Genomic DNA, 21,768 nt, shown 5'->3' on the forward strand with positions numbered 1-21,768 from the left:
TCGCTCAGGGTCGCCGGCCGCGCAACATGGCGCGCATGTCGCCCAGTGGCACCGCGCTTTCTGGGGCCAGTGCCACGCGCGCGGCCGGCCTGAAGGCATGGCCGTGCACGATCTCGAAGGTCAGGGCAATGCGCCCGTCATGGGGCTGGCGCAGACGCTCGAGCGCCTCGTGCAGGCGGCCCTGCCAGCCACGGCCACGCAGCCCGCCAAAGCGCCTTGGGTGCAGGTTGCGGCCCAGGCTGCGCAGTTCGGCCAGCGCGGCCTCGGGCGTGGACCAGGTCAGCACCACGCGCTCCATGTCCATCACCGGCTCGGCAAAGCCGGCATGCACCAGCATGTCGCCCCAGTCGTGCATGTCGGTGTAGTCATGGTCCGGCGGCGGCCAGTCCTGTTCGGCATACAGGGTGCGCAGCTCGATCAGTGTGTCCGGCCCGAGACAGGAGAACATCAGGAAGCCGTCCACGGCCACGCTGCGATGCCACTGGGTGATCAGCGCTTCGGGGTCGGCCGCCATGTGCAGCGCCATGTTGGCCCACAGCAGATCCACGCCGCCTTCGGGCACCTGCGCCAGCACGGGCACGGCGGCGCCGCTGCCCAGCCAGCGCTGCGGCTTCCACCAGGCACCGGCCACACCCGCAAAGGCACGCGCGGTGGCGGCTTGCAGGTCAGGTTCGGGCTCGATCAGCAGGCCTTGCGCCTTGGGGTAGCGCTGCGCCACGCGCGCGTGGGCTTCACGGCCCCCGCGCAGCGGCGACCAGTCGGCCCATTGGCGCGGCTGGGCCTTGATCCACTGCAGCCGCTCGTCCATGCGGCGCCCCACCTCCTCGTGCAGCCAGGGCGATGCATCGCCCGGCGACAGGCGCGCCCAGCGCTGGGCCGCAACGGCGTCGATGCTGGGGGGGCGGCGGTCAGGGGCGGTGGCCATGGGGGGGGGAAGCTGCGGGGCGTTGCGCCAGCGAAGCGGCCTGAACGCCATCGGCGCTGCGGCTGGACCCGCAGGCCATTGAGAGCGAAGGGCGGCCAGTATATTGGTGGCCTCATGTCCTTGCTGACCGCCGCCCATGGCCTCGCGCAGCGCGCCTGCGGCTGGCTGGGCGCCCTGCCCAGCCAGTGCGCCGTGTGCCGCGCCTGGCCGGCGCGCGCGCTGTGCGAAGCCTGCGTGACCCGCTTTGCGCAGCCCGCGCCGCGCTGCCGCACCTGCGCCCTGCGCGTGCCGCCGGGCGTCACGCAGTGCGGCGAATGCCTGCGCCACCCGCCGCCGCTTTCGCTGTGCCTGGCGGCCTGCGACTACGACTGGCCCTGGAACGACTGCATCGCGCGCTTCAAGTTCGAGGGCGAAGCCGGCTGGGCCGCGCCGCTGGCCCTGCTGATGCGCGGCATGCCCCTGGCCCGGCAGGCCCTGGACGAAGCCCAGCGCGTGTTGCCCATGCCGCTGTTTCGCGCCCGGCTGCAGGCGCGGGGTTTCAATCAGTCGCTGGCGCTGGCGCGGCAGCTGGCGCCTGATCGCTGCGATGCCGCCTTGCTGCTGCGGCTGCGCGACACGCCCGCGCAAAGTGGCCTCAGGCGCGCGCAGCGCCTGCACAACCTGCGCGGCGCCTTTGCGCTGGCGCCGCTGCGCGCGGCCGAGGTGCGCGGCCAGCGGCTGCTGCTGGTCGATGACGTGATGACCACCGGCGCCTCCCTGTTCAGTGCGGCACAGGTGCTGCGCGATGCAGGGGCCGCGCAGGTCACGGCCCTGGTGCTGGCGCGCACGGCCTGACGGCCGCCACGCGCCCCGAGGGACGCAGGCTCAGACGTTGAACAGGAAGTTCAGCACGTCGCCATCCTTGACGACGTAGTCCTTGCCTTCGGCGCGCATCTTGCCCGCGTCCTTGGCGCCCTGCTCGCCCTTGAGCGCGATGTAGTCGTCGAAGGCGATGGTCTGGGCGCGGATGAAGCCACGCTCGAAGTCACCGTGGATCACGCCCGCCGCCTTGGGCGCGGTGTCGCCGATGCGGATGGTCCAGGCGCGCACTTCCTTCACGCCGGCCGTGAAGTAGGTCTGCAGGCCCAGCAGGCTGAAGCCGGCGCGGATCAGGCGGTTCAGGCCCGGCTCGTCCTGGCCCAGTTCCTTGAGGAATTCCAGCCGGTCGGCGTCGTCCATCTCGGCCAGCTCGGCCTCGATCTTGGCGCAGATGGCCACCACGGGCGCGTTCTGGCCCGCGGCGTATTCCTTCAGGCGGTCGAGGAAGGGGTTGTTCTCAAAGCCGTCCTCGCTCACGTTGCCCACGAACATGGCGGGCTTGGCGGTGATCAGGCACAGCGGCTTGAGCAGCACCAGCTCCTGCTCGCTGAAGCTCAGCGTGCGCACCGGCTTGCCTTCGTTCAGCGCGGCCTGCACGCGCGTGAGCAGTGCCACCAGCGCGATGGCTTCCTTGTCGTTGCCGCTCTTGGCGGCCTTGGTCGAGCGCGCCAGGGTCTTGTCGACCGTGCCCAGGTCGGCCAGGCACAACTCGGTCTGGATCACCTCGATGTCGGCGATGGGGTCGACCTTGTTGGCCACGTGGATGACGTTCGGGTCCTCGAAGCAGCGCACCACGTTCACGATGGCGTCGGTCTCGCGGATGTGCGCCAGGAACTGGTTGCCCAGGCCCTCGCCCTTGGAGGCGCCGGCCACCAGGCCGGCGATGTCCACGAACTCCACGATGGCCGGCACGATGCGCTCGGGCTTGACCACCTCGGCCAGTTGCGCCAGCCGCGGATCGGGCACCTCCACCACGCCCACATTGGGCTCGATGGTGCAGAAGGGATAGTTCTCGGCCGCGATGCCGGCCTTGGTCAGCGCGTTGAACAGGGTGGATTTACCGACGTTGGGCAGGCCGACGATGCCGCATTTCAAGCTCATGGCGGAGCGCTTTCAGGGATTCAGGAAAGGGCGCGATTTTAGGCAGCCGGGCAGCCCGCCCTCTCGCGCCCTTCCCGAAGACCCCGCGCACCGTCGCGACGGCATCCGCCTCGGCATCAGGGAAAAGCCTAGCCCAAAGGGCCGCGCAAACGTTTGCGCAAACGTTTGCTTTCTCTATGATGAATCCGGCGGGCCGCCCCCGGCCACGTGCCAATCACATCCACGCCAAAACAAGGAGACATGCCATGACCCTCAGCCGCCGCACGTCGCAGGCCGCCGCCGCCCTCGTCGTCCTGGGCGCCTTCATCGGTGCGCCCGCACATGCCCAGGACAAGCCCAAGGTGGCGCTGGTGATGAAGTCGCTGGCCAACGAGTTCTTCGCCACCATGGAGAACGGCGCCAAGGCGCACCAGAAGGCCAGCGCGGGCAAGTACACGCTGGTGGCCAACGGCATCAAGAACGAGACCGACACCGCCGCGCAGATCAAGATGGTCGAGCAGATGGTGGCGCAGAAGGTCAACGCGCTGGTCATCGCACCGGCCGATTCCAAGGCGCTGGTGCCGGCCATCAAGGCGGCGATCGACAAGGGCATCCTCGTGGTCAACATCGACAACCGCTTCGACGCCGACGCGCTCAAGGAAAAGGGCATCCAGGTCCCCTTCGTCGGCCCCGACAACCGCGCCGGCGCCAAGCTGGTCGGCGACCACCTGGCCAAGAGCCTGAAGGCCGGCGACAAGGTCGGCATCATCGAAGGCGTCTCCACCACCTTCAATGCGCAGCAGCGCACCCAGGGCTATCAGGACGCGATGAAGGCCGCTGGCGCCAACGTGGTCGGCGTGCAGTCGGGCCAGTGGGAAATCGACAAGGGCAACACGGTGGCCGCCGGCATGATGCGCGAGCACCCCGACCTGAAGGCCCTGCTGGCCGGCAACGACAGCATGGCGCTGGGCGCGGTGGCGGCGGTGAAGGCTGCCGGCAAGACCGGCCAGGTGCAGGTGGTGGGCTACGACAACATCGGCGCCATCAAGCCCATGCTGGCCGACGGCCGCGTGCTGGCCACGGCCGACCAGTTCGCCGCCAGGCAGGCGGTGTTCGGCATCGAGACCGCGCTGAAGGCGCTGGCCGAGAAGAAAACGCAGGCGCAGATGCCGGCCGAGATCAAGACCGACGTCGTGCTGGTCACCAAGGATTCGAAGTAATCCCCAGCCGCCTTCCTTCATTCATTCAACGCTGTCACACGTCTTTTTTTCTTCCGCGCCCATGCCGGACAGCACCGCCGCCCTGCTCGCGCTGAACGACATCGGCAAGGACTACGCCGCGCCGGTGCTGGCCGGCGTGAGCCTGGCGCTGCAGCCCGGCGAAGTGCTGGCGCTCACGGGCGAGAACGGTGCCGGCAAGAGCACCCTGTCGAAGATCGTCTGCGGGCTGGTCGCGCCCACGCGCGGCACGATGCTGCTGCAGGGCCGGCCCTTCCAGCCAGTCTCGCGGCGCGATGCCGAATCGCACGGTGTGCGCATGGTCATGCAGGAGCTGGGCCTGGTGCCGACGCTGTCGGTGGCCGAGAACCTGCTGCTGGACCGCCTGCCGCAGCGCCTGGGCTGGCTGCGCCGCGGCGCGCTGCACGAGGCGGCGCGCGCGCAGCTGGCCAAGATCGGCCTGCAGGACATCGACCCGGCGCTGCCGGTGTCGCAGCTGGGCATTGGCCAGCAGCAGATGGTGGAGATCGCGCGCAACCTGCTGGACGACACGCGGGTGCTGATCCTCGACGAGCCCACCGCCATGCTGACCCCGCGCGAGACGGCGCACCTGTTCGAACAGATCGCGCAGCTGAAGGCGCGCGGCGTGGGCATCGTCTACGTCTCGCACCGGCTGGAGGAATTGCAGCGCATCGCCGACCGCGTGGCGGTGCTGCGCGACGGGCGCCTGGTCGATGTGCGCGCCATGGCCGGCGTGCGCGAGTCCGAGCTGGTCGAGCGCATGGTGGGCCGCGCCGTGCACGAGCACGAAGGCCGGCCGCGCCGAAAGGCCGGCCCCTTGATGCTGAGCGCGCGCGGCCTGGGCCGGGCTCAGGCGGTGCGCGACGTCAACCTCGAACTGCATGCCGGCGAGGTGATGGGCATTGCCGGCCTGGTCGGCTCCGGGCGCACCGAGCTGGTCCGCCTGCTGTTCGGCGCCGACGCGGCCGACCGCGGCGAGATCGCGCTGCACTGGCCCGGCGCGCAGGCACCTGCGGGCGGGCGCTGGCGCTCGCCGATGCAGGCCATCCGCGCCGGCATCGGCCTGGTCACCGAAGACCGCAAGTCGCAGGGGCTGCTGATGCCGCAGTCGATCCGCGTCAACGCCACGCTGAGCGACCTGGGCGCGGTGGCGCGCGGCGGCTGGCTGCGTTTTGCGCACGAGCGCGGCATCGCGCAGCGGCTGGTGCAGAGCTTGCGCATCCGCTCGCGCAGCGAAGAACAGAGCGTGGCCACGCTCAGCGGCGGCAACCAGCAGAAGGTGGTGTTCGCGCGCTGGCTGCACCGCCAATCCGAGAAGATGCTCAAGGTGCTGCTGCTCGACGAACCCACGCGCGGCGTCGACGTCGGCGCGCGCGCCGACCTGTATGCCCAGCTCGACCGCATGGCCGAGGCCGGCCACGCGCTGCTGATGGTTTCCAGCGACCTGCGCGAGCTCATGGCGATGTGCGACCGCATCGGCGTGATGCACGCCGGCCGGCTGGTCGCCGTCTTCGAGCGCGGCGCCTGGAGCGAACAGAGCCTGCTGGCCGCCGCATTCGGCGACGCGCCGCAGACCTCGGGCGCGCCTGCGGGCGCCGCCCCCACCCTCACGCCTTTTGCCGCATGAACTCCCCCACCCTCGCCTCCAGACCCATGGCCGTCACTGGCTCGCTGCGCGGCCAGCTCGGCACCTACATCGGCCTGGCGGTGGTGCTGCTGGGCATGGTCGCGCTGTTCAGCACGCTGTCGGACTACTTCCTGACGGTCGAGACCTTCGTCACCATCGCCAACGAGATCCCCGCGCTGGCGGTGATGGCGGTGGGCATGACCTTCGTGCTGATCATCGCCGGCATCGACCTGTCGGTGGGCTCCGTGCTGGCGCTGAGCGCGGCCGTCAGCGCCGCGGCCATCCTGCAATGGAAGCTGGCGGTGCCGGTCGCCGCCGCGCTGGGGCTGATCACGGGTCTGCTGTGCGGCGCGGTCACCGGCGCGGTGTCGGTGGCCTGGCGGCTGCCCAGCTTCATCGTCTCGCTGGGCATGCTGGAGGCCGTGCGCGGCGGCGCCTATCTGGTGACTGACTCGCGCACGCAGTACGTGGGCGACGCCATCTCCGGCCTGGCCGCGCCCTGGGTCGGCGGCATTTCGGCGGCCTTCGTGCTGGCGGTGGCGCTGGTGCTCGTCGGGCACCTGGTGCTCACCCGCACCGTGTTCGGCCGCTGCGTGGTGGGCATCGGCACAAACGAAGAAGCCATGCGCCTGGCCGGCATCGACCCGCGCCCGATCCGCATCGCCGTCTTCGCCGCCACCGGCCTGCTGGCCGGCCTGGCGGGCCTGATGCAGTCGGCGCGCCTGGAGGCGGCCGACCCGAACGCCGGCGTGGGCATCGAGCTGCAGGTGATCGCCGCGGTGGTCATCGGCGGCACCAGCCTCATGGGCGGGCGCGGCTCGGTGATCAACACCTTCTTCGGCGTGCTCATCATCGCGGTGCTGGAAGCCGGCCTGGCGCAGGTGGGCGCCAGCGAGCCCAGCAAGCGGATCATCACCGGCGCCGTGATCGTCGCCGCCGTCATCATCGACACGGTGCGGCAGCGCCGCGCCGGCAACGCCTGAGGAACCCAAGGCATGGCCACCATCAAGGACGTCGCACTGCGCGCAGGCGTATCGGTCACCACGGTCTCGCACGTGGTCAACGACACGCGCACCGTCAGCGCCAAGGGCCGGGAGCAGGTGCAGCGCGCGATCCGCGAGCTGGGCTACGTGCCCAGCGCGGTGGCGCGCAGCCTGAAGAGCAACACCACGCGCACGCTGGGCATGCTCATCCCCAACAGCTCCAACCCCTACTTCGCCGAGATCGTGCGGGTGGTGGAAGACCGCTGCTTCGGCGCCGGCTACACGCTGGTGCTGTGCAACACCGACGACGAGCCGCGCCGCCAGGGCGTGTACCTGCAGGTGCTGTCGCAGCGGCGCATCGACGGCTTGATCGTGGTTTCCACCGGCGCCGATGCCGAGCTACCGGCCATGCTGGCCGGGCTGCGCATGCCCACCGTGCTGGTGGACCGCGAGATCGAGGACCCGGCCTGCGACCTGGTGGAAACGGCGCACATCCAGGGCGGCCTGATCGCCACGCGCCACCTGCTGTCGCTGGGCCACCGGCGCATCGCCTGCATCGGCGGGCCAGCCGCGCTGCTGCCCAGCGAGCAGCGCATCGAGGGCTGGCGCATGGCGCTGGCCGAGGCCGGGCATTCCGCCGAAAGCGCGCAGCTGCTGTGGCACGGCGGCTTCACGCCGCAGGGCGGCTACGAGGCGATGCACGCCCTCTTGCGCAGCGCGCAGCGGCCCTCGGCGGTGTTCGTCTGCAACGACCTGATGGCCATGGGCGCGCTGCGTGCGGCGCACGAGAGCGGGCTGCGCGTGCCCGACGAGCTGTCGATGGTGGGCTTCGACGACATCGAGCTCGCGGCCTATGCCAGCCCGCCGCTGACCACCGTGGCCCAGCCCAAGACGCGCATCGGCGCACTGGCGGTGGACATGCTGCTCGAGCGCATCGATGGCCGTCGCCAGGACGGGCGCAAGGTGCTGCTGCAGCCCGAGCTGCGCGTGCGCGGCTCGACCGCGCGCCACGCCGGCTTCCCCGGCCCCACCGCCCGCTGAGCAGCCACGACGTGAGCACCACCCCTGAATCCCGCCACGACGCGCCGCAGCTGGTCGTGCTCGGCAGCCTCAACATGGACCTGGCGCTGCGCGTGCCGCACGCCCCGGCGGCGGGTGAAACGCTGCGCGGCCATTCCATCGACTACCTGCCCGGCGGCAAGGGCGGCAACCAGGCGGTGGGCTGCGCGCGCCAGGGCGGCCGCGTGCGCATGCTTGGCTGCGTTGGCGCTGACGCGCACGGCACGGCGCTGCGCGAGGCGCTGGCGCGCGACGGCATCGACACCGCCGGCGTGCGCACCGATGCGGCCGCGCCCACCGGCATCGCGCTGGTGATGGTGGAGGACAGCGGGCAGAACCGCATCGTCTACATCCCCGGCGCGAATGCCGAGGTGCGCGTGGACGCGGCGGCGCTGGCGCCGGTGCTGCAGGACGCGGCCTTCCTGGTCACGCAGTTCGAGACACCGCTGGACCAGATCGACATCGCGCTGGACGCCGCCGCGCGCGCCGGCTGCAGGGTGCTGCTCAATCCCTCGCCGGTGCAGGCGCTGCCCGCGAACTTCTGGCCGCGCATCGACACGCTGGTGGTCAACGAGATCGAGGCCCAGACCCTCAGCGGCCTGCCGGTGGCCAGCCCCGCGCAAGCCGCCGCGGCCGCGCGCGCGCTGCGCGCGCTGGGCCCGCAGCGCGTGGTGGTCACGCTGGGCAGCGCCGGCGCGGTGGCGGCCGATGCCCAAGGCTGCCGCCATCACCCCGCACCGCGCGTGAAGGCCGTCGACACCACCGCGGCGGGCGACACCTTCCTCGGCGCACTGGCCGTCTCGCTGGGCCGCGGCGAGTCTTTCGATGCCGCCGTGCGGCTGGGCATCCGCGCCGCCGCGCTGTGCATCGCGCGGCCCGGCGCGCAGCCGTCGATCCCGCACCGCGACGAGGTGCTGGCCAGCCCCCTTCCCCACTCCTGGACGCTCCTGCCATGAAACGCACACCGCTCCTGCACGCCGAACTCTCCCAGGTCATCGCCGCCATGGGCCATGGCGACATGCTGATGATCGGCGATGCCGGCCTGCCGATCCCCGACGGCCCACGCCGCATCGACCTGGCCCTGACGCTCGGCGTGCCGCGGCTGCACGAGGTGCTGGATGCGGTGCTCAGCGAGCTCACGGTCGAGAGTGCGGTGGTGGCGCAGGAAGCGCTGGCCCCGGGCCAGACACGGCCGCAGTGGTACCCGGCCGCGCTCGATGTGGCGCCGCAGATCGTCCCGCACACCGAGTTCAAGCAGCGCGGCGCCAAGGCACGCGCCTTTGTACGCACCGGCGAATGCACGGCCTACGCCAACATCCTTCTGGTCGCCGGCGTCAGCTTCCCCATCTAGAGATTCAAAAGATCGCGGGGGGCGCAGGAAGCCGCTGGGTGCAAGGCGCCCGCGGGCGAACGCTCACTCGTCGAAACGGAAATTGGCCTTCACGGGCTGGCCGACCTTCAGCATGTGCTCCACGCCCTCGCGCACGATGCAGTTCATGCCGAAGGTGATGGCGCCGTCCAGGCGCGGATCGGCCCGGTAGCTACGCAGCGTGTCGCCCACCTCGGGGCTGCTGAGGGCCGTGGCGGGGTCGATGTCCGGCACGGGGCAGCGCGCGCAGGGCTTGACGGGCTGCAGCCGGGCTTCGCCCTCGCCGGTGGCCACATGCAGCATCTCCAGCCGGTCTTCGTCATGCGCTTCGATGCCCGCAAGCACGATGTTGGACCTGAAGCGCTCGATGCCCACCGGCCCATGGCCGGCGGCAACCAGGCGGGCATTCAGGTCGGCCAGGGAGCCTTCGCCGATCACCAGCAGCGCATAGCCGTCGGCGAACTGCACTTGCGCGTCCACGTCGCCCGTCCACTTGCGGCTGGACAGGCGTTTGTGCTCGGGGTCGAAGCGCACCAGGCGCAGCTTCTGCGGCCTGCCAGGCTCGGAAAGAAAGTCGCTGAACCACTGCGCCGCCACGTCGCCCATGTCGTAGGCGGCCACCTCGTCCTTCCACACCGTGGCGCGCACGGGCGCCTCCGCCCGGTCGTAGGCGATGTGCAGCGCCAGCATGCCCGGCGCGCGCAGCACCATCTCTGCATGCTTCATCTGCGGCTGGACCAGCGCCATGCGCGGCAACTGGCGCTGCGTGACGAATTCGCCCGCCTCGTCCACCACCATCCAGGCGCGGTCGAACTCCAGGCCGCTTTCGATCAGCAGCGACTCCTGCAGCGCCACGCCGGCGCAGGACTTGACGGGGTAGACGAACAGCTGCGAGATGGTGGCGCGCAGGTCGAATTCGGGGGCGATGTCGCTCATGAGGGGTGGCAGGCAGGAGGTACAACCAGCCCGCATTGTGGCGGGCCCTCAGGCAGGCCGCGCGCCAGCCCCACTCCTACAATGCCCGGCATGGCTCTTCCCCCCGAAGTCTGCATCCGCGGCGCTGGCATCGTCGGTCACGCTTTGGCACTGTTGCTGGCGCGAGAACGCGTGCGCGTGGCCCTGGTGGCGCCGCCGCGCGAAGGCCCCCGCCCCGAGGACGTCCGCGCCTACGCGCTCAATGCGCGCTCCCAGCGTCTGCTCGAATCGCTGCGCGCCTGGCCCGACGCCACCCATGCCACCGCCGTGCGCGAAATGCTGGTTCATGGCGACGACGGCGGGCGTGTGCATTTCGATGCGGGCCAGCAGGCCGTGGAAGCCCTGGCCTGGATCGTGGACGTGCCGGCGCTCGAAGCCCGCTTGGCCGAGGCCGTGCGCTACGCGCCTCAGGTGGAAGTGGTGCCCGCGCCCGTGAAAGCCGCGCTCACCGTGGTCTGCGAAGGCAAGGCCAGCAGCACGCGCGAGGCGCTGGGCGTGGCCTATGAGGTGACGCGCTATGCGCAGCAGGCCATCGCGGCCCGGCTGCAGGCCGAAGTGCCGCATGGCGGCGTGGCGCGCCAGTGGTTCAACAGCCAGGGCGAAGTGCTGGCCCTGCTGCCGCTGGGCGGCGAGCAGGGGCACGAGGTGGCCCTGGTCTGGTCGGTGGACCAGCTGCGCGCGCCTGAACTCATCGCGCAGGACGACACGCTCTTTTGCGAAGGCGTTCGCAGTGCCTGCGGCGATGCGCTGGGCGGCCTCAGGCTGAGCAGCCCGCGCGTGGCCTGGCCGCTGCAGCGTGCTACCGCGCAGCGCTGGGTGGGCCGCCTGCCGGCCGAGGAAGGCGGCGGCGCCTGGGCGCTGGCCGGCGATGCCGCCCACACCGTGCATCCGCTGGCCGGGCAGGGCCTGAACCTGGGCCTGGCCGACGCACAGGAGCTTGCCCGCGTGCTCAAGGAGCGCGACTACTGGCGCAGCGCCGGCGACGCCCGCCTGCTGCGCCGCTACGAACGCGCGCGCCGCGCCGACGTGCTGGCCATGGGGCTGGCCACCGACGGCCTGCAGCAATTGTTTGCCCACACCGCCCAGCCCCTGCCGCAATTGCGCAACTGGGGCATGCGCGGCTTCGACCAGCTTCCGCTGGTCAAGAACTGGGTTGCGCGCCAGGCCATGGGCCTGGCCTGAACCTCGCGCCCCTTCATTTCCTGACCGGCACCCGGGCCCGCCCGCGCCACGCACCAGACCCAACACCCATGAAACTGCACCCTGCCCTGCGCCGCTTCAGCGGCCTTGCCTGCGCCGCGCTGGCCCTGTCCTGCGCCCTGATGCTGCCCACCGCCCATGCCGGTGAGGCCGAGATCCGCAAGAATCTCGCGGCCTCCATTCCCCAGCTGGCCAACATCGACGAGGTGCGCCCCGCCCCCATGCCGGGCCTTTTTGAAGTGCGCGTGGGCTTCGACGTCTTCTACACCGACGAGGACGGCAGCTTCCTGCTGCAGGGCTCGCTGCTGGACGTGAAGAACCGCAAGAACCTGACCGAGGAACGGGTGGCCCAGCTCAGCGCGGTGAAGTTCGAGCAGCTTCCGCTGAAGGACGCCTTCAAGATCGTGCGCGGCAACGGCAAGCGCAAGCTGGCCGTCTTCGAAGACCCGAACTGCGGCTACTGCAAGATGTTCGAGAAGGACCTGCGCAACGTGAAGGACGTGACGGTCTACCTCTTCCTCTACCCCATCCTCGGCTCGGACTCGGTGGTCAAGTCGCGCGACATCTGGTGCGCCAAGGACAAGGCCGCGGCCTGGAACGGCTGGATGGTGGACGGCGTCAAGCCCGCCACCGCCGAATGCGACAGCGCCGCGCTGCAGCGCAACGTGGCCTTCGGCCGCAAGTACAACATCACCGGCACGCCCACCCTGATCTTTGCCGACGGCACCCGCGCCCCCGGCGCGCTGCCGGCCGCGCAGGTCGAGAAGATGCTCGCGGCGGCCGGCAACTGATGGCCGCCCGCCGTCATACGCCGGCCGACAGGGCCGTTCGCGCCGCCGCGCCCGCAGCCGGCATCCAGTACACGGTGCGCTGCGCCGATTTGCACGCGCATCTTTATTCGGTGACGCTGCGCATCGAGGCACCTGCGGCGAGCCAGCGCCTGAGCCTGCCGGCCTGGATACCCGGCAGCTACCTGCTGCGCGAATTCGCCAAGAACCTGCAGCAGCTGCGCGCCAGCCAGGGCCGGCGCAAGAGCGCCGTGCGGCAGTTGGACAAGGCCACCTGGGAGGTCGACTGCCAGGCCGGCCAGCCGCTGGAGCTGCACTACGAGGTCTGCGCCTTCGACCCTTCGGTGCGCACCGCCTGGCTGGATGCGCAGCGCGGCTTCTTCAATGGCACCAGCCTGTGCCTGCGCGTGCAAGGCCAGACCGAGCAGCCCTGCACGCTGCAGATCGAGGCACCCGCCGGCTCCGACACGGCCGAGCGCTGGCACTGCGCCACCGCCCTGCAGCCGCTGAAGGTGGACAAGCACGGCTTCGGCCTGTACCAGGCGGCCGACTACGACGAGATCGCCGACAGCCCCGTGGAGCTTGGCGCCTTCTGGAGCGCCGAGTTCGAAGTGCTGGGCGTGCCGCACCGCTTCGTGGTGGCCGGCGCCACCGCGGCCTTCGACGGCGACAAGCTGATCGCCGACACGCTGGCCATCTGCGAGACGCAGATGCGCTTCTGGCACGGCGCCAAGGCCGATGCGCACGCGCGCCACGCCGGCCAGCGCCCGCCGCACGACCGCTACGTGTTCATGCTCAATGCCGTGGGCGACGGCTACGGCGGGCTGGAGCATCGCCACAGCACGGCACTGATCTGCACCCGCGCCGACCTGCCGCAGCGCGGCGCGGCGCGGCAGGCCGAGGGGTACACCACCTTGCTGGGCCTGATCAGCCACGAGTACTTCCACACCTGGAACGTCAAGCGCCTGCGCCCGGCCGAACTGGCGCGCTATGACTACGCGCAGGAGAACTACACGCAGCTGCTGTGGTTCTTCGAGGGCTTCACCAGCTACTACGACGACCTGCTGCTGCGCCGCGCCGAGCGCATCACCGACGCCGATTACGTCAAGCTGCTGAACAAGACCGCCAACCAGGTGCTGCAGACCCCCGGGCGGCAGGTGCAGTCGGTGGCCCAGGCCAGCTTCGAGGCCTGGACCAAGTACTACCGCCCCGATGCGCAGACGCCCAACGGCACGGTGAGCTACTACACCAAGGGCGCGCTGGTGGCGCTGTGCCTGGACCTGACGCTGCGCTGCGAAGGCCCGGGCACGCTCGACGACGTGATGCGGCTTCTGTGGACGCGCAGCGGCGGCGGCCCCATCGACGAGGCAGCCATCGCGCAGGCGCTGGCCGACGTGGGCGGCCGCTCCTTCGCGCCCGAGCTGGCGCAATGGGTGCACGGCACGGCCGAGCTGCCGCTGCGCGAGCTGCTGCAGGCCCATGGCGTGGCCGCGCTCGACGAGCCCGCACAGCGCGCGCAGCGCCTGGGCCTGCGCGTGGACGAGGAAGGCGGCGGCATCCGCGTGAAGGTGGTGCTGCGCGGCAGCGCGGCCGAGAAGGCCGGCTTTGCGGCCGGCGACGAATGGCTGGGCATCGAGCTGCCGGCCTCCCGGGGCCGCGCGGCCGAGGGCTGGCAGCTGCGCAAGCTCGATGACCTGGCGCTGTACCTGGGCGAGGCCCGCAAGTTCACGGCCCTGGTGGCGCGCGACCGGCGCCTGCTGCGCCTGACGCTCGCCCTGCCGGCCGATCCGCACACCCTGCGGCTGGCGCCGCAGGACGCGCCCAAGCTGTCGGCCTGGCTGCTCAACCGCCGCTGATCAGCGCAGCGGCATCGTCCTGCACGGGCCGCAGCCACTGCACGGGCTGCGCCTGGCCGCCGATCAGCACGCAGGGCTTGCCTGTGCGGCGGCAATGGTCCTGCACGCGCCACCACGCGCCGTGGCTGACACAGCCGGTCTGGCAGATCACGAGGTCGGCCGCGCGCAGGCTCGCTTCGATGGCCGCTTCATCGGCCGTCTCCAGAATGTCCGCGCGCTGGTGCAGGTAGCGCCCGCCGGCGATCTCGACCAACTGCTGCGCCAGTTCCGAGGCCGCTTCGCCTTCGGCGATGCACAGCACCGCTTTTTCCTGCAGGCCGCCCTTGCCATCGGCGACGGCCGGTGCGGCCAGCCGCGTGCGGCCGCGGCCCACCTGCAGCAGGCCCAGCAGCCGACGCGACAGGCTGGGGCCGCGCTCGGCGCGCGCGCCCAGTTCCTCGCGCACCAGGGCCATGGCCGAATCCCGCAGCACCAGCGCCGCATGCAGGCGCATCACCTGGCCCTGCAGGGCCTCGATCTGGACCGCCTGTTCGCGCACGAGGCGCGTGCAGCGCTCCTGCGCCCGGGCATAGGCGCCCATCAACACGGCATGTTCTTCCATCGACGGCTCCATGGCTGCGGCATTCTAGATGCGAGCCATTCTCAACTCCATGGCGATGCACACACGGCCATGCTGGGTATAGTGAGTCGGCGGGAAAGCTCTTTTCCAGAATTCCTGCCCAAAGAAGTTTCTGGCGGCGCCCATGCACGCGGTGCCCCTGCCCCATCCCCTTTTTTCAACTTCCCCGGAGACAGCATGAGCTACGAGAACATCGAGGTGCGCACCGAAGCCGGCAAGGTCGGCATCGTGACGCTGAACCGCCCCAAGGCCCTGAACGCACTCAACAACGCGCTGATGGACGAACTGGGCGCCGCCCTGAAGGCCTTCGATGCCGACGACAGCATCGGCTGCATGATCGTCACGGGCAGCGAGCGTGCCTTCGCGGCCGGCGCAGACATCGGCGCCATGGCCAAGTACAGCTTCGTGGACGCCTACAAGGGCGACTACATCACCCGCAACTGGGAAATCATCCGCAGCGTCCGCAAGCCCGTGATCGCGGCCGTGAGCGGCTTTGCGCTGGGCGGCGGCTGCGAGCTGGCCATGATGTGCGACTTCATCATCGCGGCCGACAACGCCAAGTTCGGCCAGCCTGAAATCAAGCTGGGCGTGATCCCCGGGGCCGGCGGCACGCAGCGCCTGCCGCGCGCCGTGGGCAAGGCCAAGGCCATGGACATGGCGCTGACGGGCCGCATGATGGACGCGGCCGAAGCCGAGCGCGCCGGGCTGGTCAGCCGCGTGGTGCCCTTCGACAAGATGATGGACGAAGCGCTGGGCGCGGCGCTGCAGATCGCCGACTTCTCGCAGATCGCCGTGATGGCGGCCAAGGAATCGGTCAACCGCGCCTTCGAAAGCGGCCTGTCCGACGGCGTGATGTTCGAACGCCGGCTGTTCCACGCACTGTTCGCCACGGCCGACCAGAAGGAAGGCATGGACGCCTTCGTGAACAAGCGCAAGGCCGACTTCAAGCACCAGTGATGGGCTGAGCAACCGTCCTGGCACCAGGCCCACATCTGCAAAGGTGTGGGCCTTTTTTTGTTGCTGCTTGATCAGCGCGCGCGTTCGTGCGCCTGCGCCAGCCACGTGCGCAGGGCGCTCAGCGCTGCGGGCGGCGGCAGCGCGAAGGCCGGCGCAGCGCCTGCCGCATGCCAGCGCACGGCATTGCCGCCCAGCTCCAGGGTGCCCAGCACGCGCGCGCCCTGGCGCAGGGTGAGGCGGCCATCGACGGATGCAGGCAAGGCGGCATCGCGCGCCTCGGCCCGGGGCAGCGGAAGCACCTGCTCCAGCAGCGCCGTCAGTTCTGCCGCGCGCTCGCGCGGCACGGTGCCGCTGCGGCCTTGTGCGTCGGTGAATTGCAGCTCGGTCCATTGCTGCCACGAGGGGAATTCGGGGGCTGCGATGGGCGCCGGCGGCGGTGCCGCAGCGGCGGGCGCAGGCGCGCGCGCTTCGGCCTGTCGCGCATCGGCAGCAGTTGCACCGGCCTCCAGGGCATCGCGCTGCGATTCAATCGGTGCGCGCAGGCGTGCCTGCGGCGCAGCAGGTTCAGCGGGTGGCGGGGCGCGCTTGTGTTGCTCGCGTGAAGCCTCAGCATTTGGCGCTGCGGGCTGTGCAGGCGCGGGCTCAACCGCAGCGGGCCCGGGTGCAGAGGTTGCGGGCGCGGGCGCTGCCTGCGGCATCGGCGCAGGCGCAGCAGGCGCTGCCGGCGGCGCCATCTCGGCCTGCGGCGCCTCGCGGCTCAGGGCTGCACGGTCCCCATCAGGCTGTGCCTGTGGCACTGGCTCGCCCTGCCATATCAGGGTGATGAAGAAGGCCATGACCACGGTGGCCAGGGCGGCGCTCCAGGGTGCGGAGGCGCGCGGCAGCAACCGGTCCAGCCAGCGCAGCAGGAAGAACGAGGTGCCGCCTGCGACGGGCTTTGCTGCAGGCGCCTGCACCGCACGATGGGCGGCCTCCAGAATTGCGGCCCGCGTGGCTGCGCTCGGCTGCACCTGGGCATCGGGCGCATGGTCCAGCATGCGCTGCCAGCGCGCATCGGGCGCCAGGTCGTCGTGCGCGTTGGGTGCCTGGCTCATGCACGCGCCTCCAGCACCGACAGGTACTGCGCCATGCAGGGCCGCAGCTTCTGCAGCGCATAGCGCAGCCGGCTCTTGGCGGTCTCAAAGCCCAGGCCCAGCTGCTGAGCCAGCGCGTCCACGCTCAAGCCCTCTTCATGCTGAAGAAGAAAGGCGGCGCGCTGCTCGCTCGGCAGTTCATCCAGACACGCCAGCAGCCGGCGACCCGCCGCGCGCCAGAAGGCCAGCTCTTCGGCCGAGGGCTGGGCCGTGGCCTGGGCGGCCGCACGCAGCACGGGCACATCGGCCTCGTCTTCGCCCTCGTGCGCGTCCAGCGTCACTTCGCGGCCGCTCACGCGCAGCCGGTCCATGGCCAGGTTGTGGGCGATGGTGAAGGCCCAGGTGCGCCAGCTCGCGCCCTGCGGCGAGAAGGAGGCGCGGGCGGCCACGATGCGCAGCCAGCAGTCCTGGAACACCTCGTCGGCCTGCGCCGCCAGCCGCGCGCCCAGCAGCCGGCGCACGAAGCGCAGCATGGCCGCTTCATGCCGGGCATAGAGCAGGTCGAAGGCAGCCGCGTCCCCGCCGGCATAGGCCAGCATCAGCTGCTCGTCCGCCACTGCATGGCGGCCTGCTTCGACGGCGGGTGGAGATCGCATGGAGGCTGCATTGTCACCAGCCCTTGTACGGCCCGGGACGCGAAGAAGGGTTGCGCGATGCAGGCCGTGCAAGGCTGGCGTGAACATCCCGACGGCCAACTTCGCCAAAGATTTGCACGCCCCCGAAATCCCTGCATATAATGGCGGGCTCGGCGCTTTAGCTCAGTCGGTTAGAGCGATGGAATCATAATCCACAGGTCCGCGGTTCGAGTCCGTGAAGCGCCACCAAACAAGTCAAGGGGCTACGTGAAAACGTAGCCCCTTTTGTCTTGGGCCCTCTTGGGGCGCGCCGCGCAGCGGCACAGGTGTCAGCAAGCCGTGCTACTGTCGCGGCCCCGGCCCACCCAGCAGTCGCGCCCATGCCCACCGCCCATCTTTCCGTCTACTTCTTCATCCAGGTTGCGGTGATCATCACGGCGGCGCAACTGGTGGGCCGGCTGGGCCAGCGGTTCGGGCAGCCGCAGGTGGTGGGCGAGATGATTGCCGGCGTGCTGCTGGGGCCTTCGCTGTTCGGGCTGCTGCTGCCCGAGCTGCAGCGTGCGCTCTTCCCCAAGGAAACGCTGGGCATGCTGTACGTGGCGGCCCAGCTGGGCGTGGGCCTTTACATGTTCCTGGTGGGCACCGAGTTCCGGGCCGACCACTTCCGAAGCCGCGCGCGCAGCGCAGCCAGCGTCTCACTGGCCGGCATCCTGGTGCCCTTCGTGCTGGCCTTCCTGCTGGCGCCGCAGATTCTGCAGGTGCCCGGCCTGTTCGCGCAAAAGGTCAGGCCCTTCGAAGCTTCGCTGTTCCTCGGCGCGGCGATTGCGATCACGGCCTTTCCGATGCTGGCGCGCATCATCTCCGAGCGCGGCCTGGCCGGCACCTCGCTGGGCACGCTGGCGCTGACGGCCGGCGCCGTGGACGACGCCGTGGCCTGGTGCATCCTGGCGGTGGTGCTGGCCAGCTTCAGCGGATCCTGGAGCGGCGCCTACATGGCGGTGCTGGGCGGCGCGGCCTTCGCGCTGTTCATGGTCCTGGTCGGCAGCCGCCTGCTCAGGCGGCTGGGGCAACACGTGAACCCCGCGCAGCCGTTGAGCAGTTCCATGCTGGCCACCGTGCTGGTGCTGTTCGCGCTCAGTGCCTTCACCATGGACCTGGTGGGCATCCATGCGGTGTTCGGCGGCTTCATCCTGGGCGCCTGCCTGCCGCGCGGGCCGCTGACCGAGAAGCTGCGCGATCAGCTGCAGCCCTTCGTGGTGGTGTTCCTGCTGCCCATCTTCTTCACCTATTCGGGGCTGAACACGCGGCTTTCGGTGCTTTTCGATCCCGGCATCCTGCTGGCCGCCGTGGCCATCCTGCTGGCTTCGTTCTGCGGCAAGGGGCTGGCCTGCTGGGGCGCGGCACGTCTGACCGGCGAGAACCAGCGCGACGCGATGGCCATCGGCGCGCTGATGAACGCGCGCGGGCTGATGGAGCTGATCATCATCAACATCGGCCTGCAGGCCGGCGTGATCCTGCCGGGCCTGTTCTCGGTGCTGGTGCTGATGGCGGTGCTGACCACGCTGATGGCCACGCCGCTGTTCAATCTGGCCGTGCGCATGCGCGAGCGGGGCGCACTGGTTTCATCGGGTTAGAACCCGGCGCCGCAGGCAGTACTCAGGCGGCGGCGTGCGCGGCCGCCACGCGGCCCGCAGGCGCGCCAGCAGCCAGCTTCATGTGCTGTGCCCAGTCGAGGATCTCCAGCGTGCCGTCGGCATGCTCGGCCAGGGCGGTGAGGCTTTCGACCCAGTCGCCGTCGTTGCAGTAGAGGATGCCGTCGATGTCGCGCATCTCGGCATGGTGGATGTGGCCGCACACCACGCCCTGCACGCCGCGCTTGTGAGCCTCGCGCGCCACGGCCGATTCGAAGTCGCCCACGTAGCTCACAGCCCGCTTCACCTTGCCCTTGAGGTACTTGGAGAGCGACCAGTACGGCAGGCCCATGCGCGCACGCAGGCTGTTGAGGTGGCGGTTGAGCTTGAGGGTGAATTCGTAGAGCGAATCGCCCACGTAGGCCAGCCACTTGGCGCACTGGATCACGCCGTCGAACAGGTCGCCGTGCATGATCCACAGCTTGCGCCCGTCGGCGGTCTCGTGGATCCATTCCTCGGCCACGTCGATGCCGCCGAAGTTGTGATTGAGGTACTTGCGCGCGAACTCGTCGTGGTTGCCAGGAATGAAGATCACGCGCGTGCCCTTGCGGGCCTTGCGCAGCAACTTCTGGATCACGTCGTTGTGCGCCTGCGGCCAGTACCAGTGCCGCTTGAGCTGCCAGCCGTCGATGATGTCCCCGACCAGGAACAGCGTCTCGCACTCGGTGTTCTTCAGGAAGTCGAGCAGCGCCCGTGCCTGGCAGCCGGGCGTGCCCAGGTGCAGGTCCGAAATCCACAGCGTGCGAAAGCGCAGCGGTGGCGGGCCCGAAGCCGGCTCCTCGGGTTCGGAGGGCCGGTCGGCGGTGTCGCGCCATGCGCGGATGAAGGCATCGTCGCGTTGCATGGCCCGCAAGCTTCGGCCTGGCGCATGACCGCGTCATGTCGGCTTCGTGACCGGGGCATGACATGCCCGCGCCCGGGCCCGGAAATTCGCGGCCGTTCAGCCGCCGAACAGGTCGGCTTCGCCCTGGCGGCTCGCAGGCGGCGTGGCGCCCACATGGCGGTAGGCCGCCAGAGTGGCGATGCGCCCGCGCGGCGTGCGCTGCAGGTAGCCCTGCTGGATCAGGTAGGGCTCGATCACGTCCTCGATGGTGCCGGACTCCTCGCCGATGGCCGCGGCCACGTTGTCCAGGCCCACGGGGCCGCCGTCGAAGCGGTGGATCACGGCCTCGAGCAGCTTGCGGTCCATCAGGTCGAAGCCCTGCGGGTCCACATCGAGCATGGCCAGCGCGCGCTGCGCGATGCCCTGGGTGATGCGGCCATCGCCCTTGACGTCGGCATAGTCGCGCACGCGGCGCAGCAGGCGGTTGGCGATGCGCGGCGTGCCGCGGCTGCGGCGCGCGATCTCGAACGCGCCATCGGCGTCGATGGGCGCCTTCAGCAGACCGGCGCTGCGCGTGACGATGCGCGTGAGCTCCTCGGGCGAGTAGAACTCCAGCCGCGCCACGATGCCGAAGCGGTCGCGCAGCGGGTTGGTGAGCATGCCCGCGCGCGTGGTGGCTCCCACGAGCGTGAAGGGCTGCAGATCGAGTTTGATGCTGCGCGCGGCCGGGCCCTCGCCGATCATGATGTCGATCTGGTAGTCCTCCAGCGCGGGGTAGAGGATTTCCTCGACCACGGGCGAGAGGCGGTGGATCTCGTCGATGAACAGCACGTCGTGCGCTTCGAGGTTGGTCAGCAGCGCGGCCAGGTCCTTGGGCTTTTCGAGCACCGGCCCGCTGGTCTGGCGCAGGTTCACGCCCAGCTCGGCCGCCACGATGTGGCTCAGCGTGGTCTTGCCCAGCCCCGGCGGGCCGAAGAGCAGCACGTGGTCCAGCGGCTCGCCGCGCTTCTTGGCGGCGCCGATGAAGATCTCCAGCTGCTCGCGCGCCTTGGCCTGCCCCACGTACTCATCCAGCAGCTTGGGCCGCAGGGCGCGCTCGATGGCCTCCTCCTGCGGCGAGGCAGGCGCGGCGGACACCATGCGCGGGCGCGGTGCGGGGTCGAAGTCGTCGGTCTGGATGCTCATGGCGCTGTCTGGTCGCGGTGGTCCCTGTGGACGCTGTGAGTCTAGGGCCTGTGAACGCGCTTTCAGGGTGGCGCACGGGTAGCAAATGGCGGTACCCGGCGGGGCGCACTTTCATTCCGGTACAGATCGATGACAGAGCGATGAAGGGCGGCTGGCAGAATCGCCCGCCATCGTTGCCCACGCCCGCCCACACCCTCGCATGTCCATCTACGCCCTCAAACCCCGCTTCCAGGCCCTGCTGAGACCGGGCGTGCGGCGGCTGGCCGAAGCCGGCATCACGGCCAACCAGGTGACGGTGGCCGCCTGCGTGATTTCTGTGGCGCTGGGGCTGTGGCTGTTCTTTGCCGCGCCGGGCCGCTGGGCCTTTGCGCTGGTGCCGCTGTGGATGCTGCTGCGCATGGCCTTCAATGCGATCGACGGCATGCTGGCGCGCGAGCACGGCCAGCAAAGCCGGCTGGGCGCCTTCCTCAACGAGCTCACCGATGTGGTGTCCGACGCCGCGCTCTATGCGCCTTTTGCGCTGATCGAGCCGCTGGGCGCCTTCTGGGTGGGCGCGCTGATCGTAGGTGCCGGTTTGAGCGAATTCGCGGGCGCGCTGGGGCCCACCGTGGGCGCCAGCCGCCGCTACGACGGGCCGCTGGGCAAGAGCGACCGGGCCTTCGTGTTCGGCGCGCTGGGCCTGTACATCGCACTGGGCGGGCCGCTGCCGCCGGGCATCGCAGCCTGGCTCATGCCGCTGCTCACCGCGCTGGTGGCGTGGACCACCGTCAACCGCGTGCGCCGCGCACTGGCTGAAACCGGCGGCGCCTGAGCGCGTCCGCCACACA

The 21,768-nt window shown here is 70.4% G+C and carries 21 protein-coding genes and 1 tRNA gene; 14 read left to right on the forward strand and 8 right to left on the reverse strand.

Features of this window, described 5'->3' with window-relative positions:
* Positions 1-4: 4 nt before the first annotated feature.
* A complete protein-coding gene (locus tag PGB34_RS10700) occupies positions 5-925 on the reverse strand; it encodes a methyltransferase domain-containing protein (RefSeq protein ID WP_271428061.1) in 921 nt (306 codons plus the stop codon).
* A gap of 114 nt (positions 926-1,039) precedes the next feature.
* On the opposite strand from PGB34_RS10700, the gene PGB34_RS10705 reads away from it, so the two are divergent.
* Positions 1,040-1,759, forward strand: coding sequence for a ComF family protein (locus PGB34_RS10705; protein WP_271428062.1), 720 nt, complete (start codon positions 1,040-1,042; stop codon positions 1,757-1,759).
* 30 nt (positions 1,760-1,789) lie between these two features.
* On the opposite strand, the gene ychF is transcribed toward PGB34_RS10705, so the two are convergent.
* On the reverse strand, positions 1,790-2,884 hold the full coding sequence (ychF, locus tag PGB34_RS10710) for a redox-regulated ATPase YchF (RefSeq protein ID WP_271428063.1): 1,095 nt from the start codon (positions 2,882-2,884) through the stop codon (positions 1,790-1,792).
* Between the two features lie 245 nt (positions 2,885-3,129).
* Between ychF and PGB34_RS10715 the strand changes: the two genes are divergently transcribed.
* From PGB34_RS10715 to rbsD, 6 genes are all read left to right on the forward strand, one after another.
* A complete protein-coding gene (locus tag PGB34_RS10715; RefSeq protein WP_271428064.1) occupies positions 3,130-4,083 on the forward strand; it encodes a sugar ABC transporter substrate-binding protein in 954 nt (317 codons plus the stop codon).
* Positions 4,084-4,144: 61 nt separating this feature from the next.
* Positions 4,145-5,728: a sugar ABC transporter ATP-binding protein gene (locus PGB34_RS10720; RefSeq protein WP_271428065.1), complete on the forward strand. Its 1,584-nt coding sequence runs from the start codon at positions 4,145-4,147 to the stop codon at positions 5,726-5,728.
* On the forward strand, positions 5,725-6,711 hold the full coding sequence (locus tag PGB34_RS10725; RefSeq protein ID WP_271428066.1) for an ABC transporter permease: 987 nt from the start codon (positions 5,725-5,727) through the stop codon (positions 6,709-6,711). Before PGB34_RS10720 ends, PGB34_RS10725 begins: the two co-directional genes overlap by 4 nt.
* Before the next feature lie 12 nt (positions 6,712-6,723).
* The gene (locus tag PGB34_RS10730; protein WP_271428067.1) at positions 6,724-7,752 is read left to right on the forward strand and encodes a LacI family DNA-binding transcriptional regulator; all 1,029 of its coding nucleotides are present in this window, start codon (positions 6,724-6,726) and stop codon (positions 7,750-7,752) included.
* A gap of 11 nt (positions 7,753-7,763) precedes the next feature.
* Positions 7,764-8,726: a ribokinase gene (rbsK, locus tag PGB34_RS10735; RefSeq protein ID WP_271428068.1), complete on the forward strand. Its 963-nt coding sequence runs from the start codon at positions 7,764-7,766 to the stop codon at positions 8,724-8,726.
* Positions 8,723-9,121: a D-ribose pyranase gene (rbsD, locus tag PGB34_RS10740; protein ID WP_271428069.1), complete on the forward strand. Its 399-nt coding sequence runs from the start codon at positions 8,723-8,725 to the stop codon at positions 9,119-9,121. The genes rbsK and rbsD overlap by 4 nt, the downstream gene beginning before the upstream one ends.
* Before the next feature lie 63 nt (positions 9,122-9,184).
* Here rbsD and PGB34_RS10745 read toward each other — a convergent pair whose 3' ends face one another.
* On the reverse strand, positions 9,185-10,075 hold the full coding sequence (locus tag PGB34_RS10745) for an MOSC domain-containing protein (RefSeq protein ID WP_271428070.1): 891 nt from the start codon (positions 10,073-10,075) through the stop codon (positions 9,185-9,187).
* Positions 10,076-10,165: 90 nt separating this feature from the next.
* Between PGB34_RS10745 and PGB34_RS10750 the strand changes: the two genes are divergently transcribed.
* The 3 genes from PGB34_RS10750 (at position 10,166) to PGB34_RS10760 (ending at position 13,958) form a co-directional block, all read left to right on the forward strand.
* Positions 10,166-11,296: an FAD-dependent monooxygenase gene (locus PGB34_RS10750; protein WP_271428071.1), complete on the forward strand. Its 1,131-nt coding sequence runs from the start codon at positions 10,166-10,168 to the stop codon at positions 11,294-11,296.
* Positions 11,297-11,364: 68 nt separating this feature from the next.
* Positions 11,365-12,105, forward strand: coding sequence for a DsbC family protein (locus PGB34_RS10755; RefSeq protein ID WP_408647862.1), 741 nt, complete (start codon positions 11,365-11,367; stop codon positions 12,103-12,105).
* Entirely contained in the window at positions 12,105-13,958 is a 1,854-nt protein-coding gene (locus PGB34_RS10760; RefSeq protein WP_271428072.1) for a M61 family metallopeptidase, read from the forward strand. The genes PGB34_RS10755 and PGB34_RS10760 overlap by 1 nt, the downstream gene beginning before the upstream one ends.
* Here PGB34_RS10760 and PGB34_RS10765 read toward each other — a convergent pair.
* Complete coding sequence (locus PGB34_RS10765; RefSeq protein ID WP_271428073.1) at positions 13,945-14,559, reverse strand: DUF2325 domain-containing protein; 615 nt, start codon at positions 14,557-14,559, stop codon at positions 13,945-13,947. The genes PGB34_RS10760 and PGB34_RS10765 overlap by 14 nt on opposite strands.
* A gap of 195 nt (positions 14,560-14,754) precedes the next feature.
* Here PGB34_RS10765 and PGB34_RS10770 point away from each other — a divergent pair, with 195 nt between their 5' ends.
* Positions 14,755-15,534, forward strand: a complete 780-nt coding sequence (locus tag PGB34_RS10770) for an enoyl-CoA hydratase (RefSeq protein ID WP_271428074.1) — start codon at positions 14,755-14,757, stop codon at positions 15,532-15,534.
* Between the two features lie 71 nt (positions 15,535-15,605).
* Here the strand turns inward: PGB34_RS10770 and PGB34_RS10775 are convergent, their stop codons facing one another.
* Together PGB34_RS10775 and PGB34_RS10780 are read right to left on the reverse strand one after the other, a co-directional pair.
* Positions 15,606-16,628 carry a hypothetical protein gene (locus PGB34_RS10775; protein WP_271428075.1) on the reverse strand — a complete coding sequence of 341 codons (1,023 nt, stop codon included), beginning with the start codon at positions 16,626-16,628 and terminating at the stop codon, positions 15,606-15,608.
* Entirely contained in the window at positions 16,625-17,263 is a 639-nt protein-coding gene (locus PGB34_RS10780) for a sigma-70 family RNA polymerase sigma factor (RefSeq protein ID WP_271428076.1), read from the reverse strand. The genes PGB34_RS10775 and PGB34_RS10780 overlap by 4 nt, the downstream gene beginning before the upstream one ends.
* Positions 17,264-17,414: 151 nt before the next feature.
* Between PGB34_RS10780 and PGB34_RS10785 the strand changes: the two genes are divergently transcribed.
* Together PGB34_RS10785 and PGB34_RS10790 are read left to right on the forward strand one after the other, a co-directional pair.
* A tRNA-Met gene (locus PGB34_RS10785) sits at positions 17,415-17,491 on the forward strand.
* 131 nt (positions 17,492-17,622) lie between these two features.
* Positions 17,623-18,876, forward strand: coding sequence for a cation:proton antiporter (locus tag PGB34_RS10790; protein WP_271428077.1), 1,254 nt, complete (start codon positions 17,623-17,625; stop codon positions 18,874-18,876).
* A 22-nt stretch (positions 18,877-18,898) separates the two neighbouring features.
* Here PGB34_RS10790 and PGB34_RS10795 read toward each other — a convergent pair whose 3' ends face one another.
* On the reverse strand, positions 18,899-19,777 hold the full coding sequence (locus tag PGB34_RS10795) for a UDP-2,3-diacylglucosamine diphosphatase (protein WP_271428078.1): 879 nt from the start codon (positions 19,775-19,777) through the stop codon (positions 18,899-18,901).
* Positions 19,778-19,873: 96 nt separating this feature from the next.
* The gene (gene ruvB, locus PGB34_RS10800; protein WP_271428079.1) at positions 19,874-20,941 is read right to left on the reverse strand and encodes a Holliday junction branch migration DNA helicase RuvB; all 1,068 of its coding nucleotides are present in this window, start codon (positions 20,939-20,941) and stop codon (positions 19,874-19,876) included.
* A gap of 199 nt (positions 20,942-21,140) precedes the next feature.
* On the opposite strand from ruvB, the gene PGB34_RS10805 reads away from it, so the two are divergent.
* A complete protein-coding gene (locus PGB34_RS10805) occupies positions 21,141-21,752 on the forward strand; it encodes a CDP-alcohol phosphatidyltransferase family protein (RefSeq protein ID WP_271428080.1) in 612 nt (203 codons plus the stop codon).
* Positions 21,753-21,768: the final 16 nt, after the last annotated feature.

The sequence above is a fragment of the Xenophilus arseniciresistens genome, assembly GCF_028023875.1.
In the GTDB taxonomy this organism is placed as follows: domain Bacteria; phylum Pseudomonadota; class Gammaproteobacteria; order Burkholderiales; family Burkholderiaceae_C; genus Xenophilus; species Xenophilus arseniciresistens.

Bases quoted from the DNA above. Each gene is read 5' to 3' on its own strand.
- PGB34_RS10790 (WP_271428077.1), top strand. From the start codon at position 17,623: ATGCCCACCGCCCATCTTTCCGTCTACTTCTTCATCCAGGTTGCGGTG.
- PGB34_RS10755 (WP_408647862.1), top strand. From the start codon at position 11,365: ATGAAACTGCACCCTGCCCTGCGCCGCTTCAGCGGCCTTGCCTGCGCC.
- PGB34_RS10705 (WP_271428062.1), top strand. From the start codon at position 1,040: ATGTCCTTGCTGACCGCCGCCCATGGCCTCGCGCAGCGCGCCTGCGGC.
- PGB34_RS10725 (WP_271428066.1), top strand. From the start codon at position 5,725: ATGAACTCCCCCACCCTCGCCTCCAGACCCATGGCCGTCACTGGCTCG.
- PGB34_RS10745 (WP_271428070.1), bottom strand. From the start codon at position 10,075: ATGAGCGACATCGCCCCCGAATTCGACCTGCGCGCCACCATCTCGCAG.
- PGB34_RS10780 (WP_271428076.1), bottom strand. From the start codon at position 17,263: ATGCGATCTCCACCCGCCGTCGAAGCAGGCCGCCATGCAGTGGCGGAC.
- PGB34_RS10770 (WP_271428074.1), top strand. From the start codon at position 14,755: ATGAGCTACGAGAACATCGAGGTGCGCACCGAAGCCGGCAAGGTCGGC.
- PGB34_RS10795 (WP_271428078.1), bottom strand. From the start codon at position 19,777: ATGCAACGCGACGATGCCTTCATCCGCGCATGGCGCGACACCGCCGAC.
- PGB34_RS10715 (WP_271428064.1), top strand. From the start codon at position 3,130: ATGACCCTCAGCCGCCGCACGTCGCAGGCCGCCGCCGCCCTCGTCGTC.
- ruvB (WP_271428079.1), bottom strand. From the start codon at position 20,941: ATGAGCATCCAGACCGACGACTTCGACCCCGCACCGCGCCCGCGCATG.
- PGB34_RS10730 (WP_271428067.1), top strand. From the start codon at position 6,724: ATGGCCACCATCAAGGACGTCGCACTGCGCGCAGGCGTATCGGTCACC.
- PGB34_RS10805 (WP_271428080.1), top strand. From the start codon at position 21,141: ATGTCCATCTACGCCCTCAAACCCCGCTTCCAGGCCCTGCTGAGACCG.
- PGB34_RS10700 (WP_271428061.1), bottom strand. From the start codon at position 925: ATGGCCACCGCCCCTGACCGCCGCCCCCCCAGCATCGACGCCGTTGCG.
- PGB34_RS10765 (WP_271428073.1), bottom strand. From the start codon at position 14,559: ATGGAAGAACATGCCGTGTTGATGGGCGCCTATGCCCGGGCGCAGGAG.
- PGB34_RS10760 (WP_271428072.1), top strand. From the start codon at position 12,105: ATGGCCGCCCGCCGTCATACGCCGGCCGACAGGGCCGTTCGCGCCGCC.
- ychF (WP_271428063.1), bottom strand. From the start codon at position 2,884: ATGAGCTTGAAATGCGGCATCGTCGGCCTGCCCAACGTCGGTAAATCC.
- rbsD (WP_271428069.1), top strand. From the start codon at position 8,723: ATGAAACGCACACCGCTCCTGCACGCCGAACTCTCCCAGGTCATCGCC.
- PGB34_RS10720 (WP_271428065.1), top strand. From the start codon at position 4,145: ATGCCGGACAGCACCGCCGCCCTGCTCGCGCTGAACGACATCGGCAAG.
- PGB34_RS10775 (WP_271428075.1), bottom strand. From the start codon at position 16,628: ATGAGCCAGGCACCCAACGCGCACGACGACCTGGCGCCCGATGCGCGC.
- PGB34_RS10750 (WP_271428071.1), top strand. From the start codon at position 10,166: ATGGCTCTTCCCCCCGAAGTCTGCATCCGCGGCGCTGGCATCGTCGGT.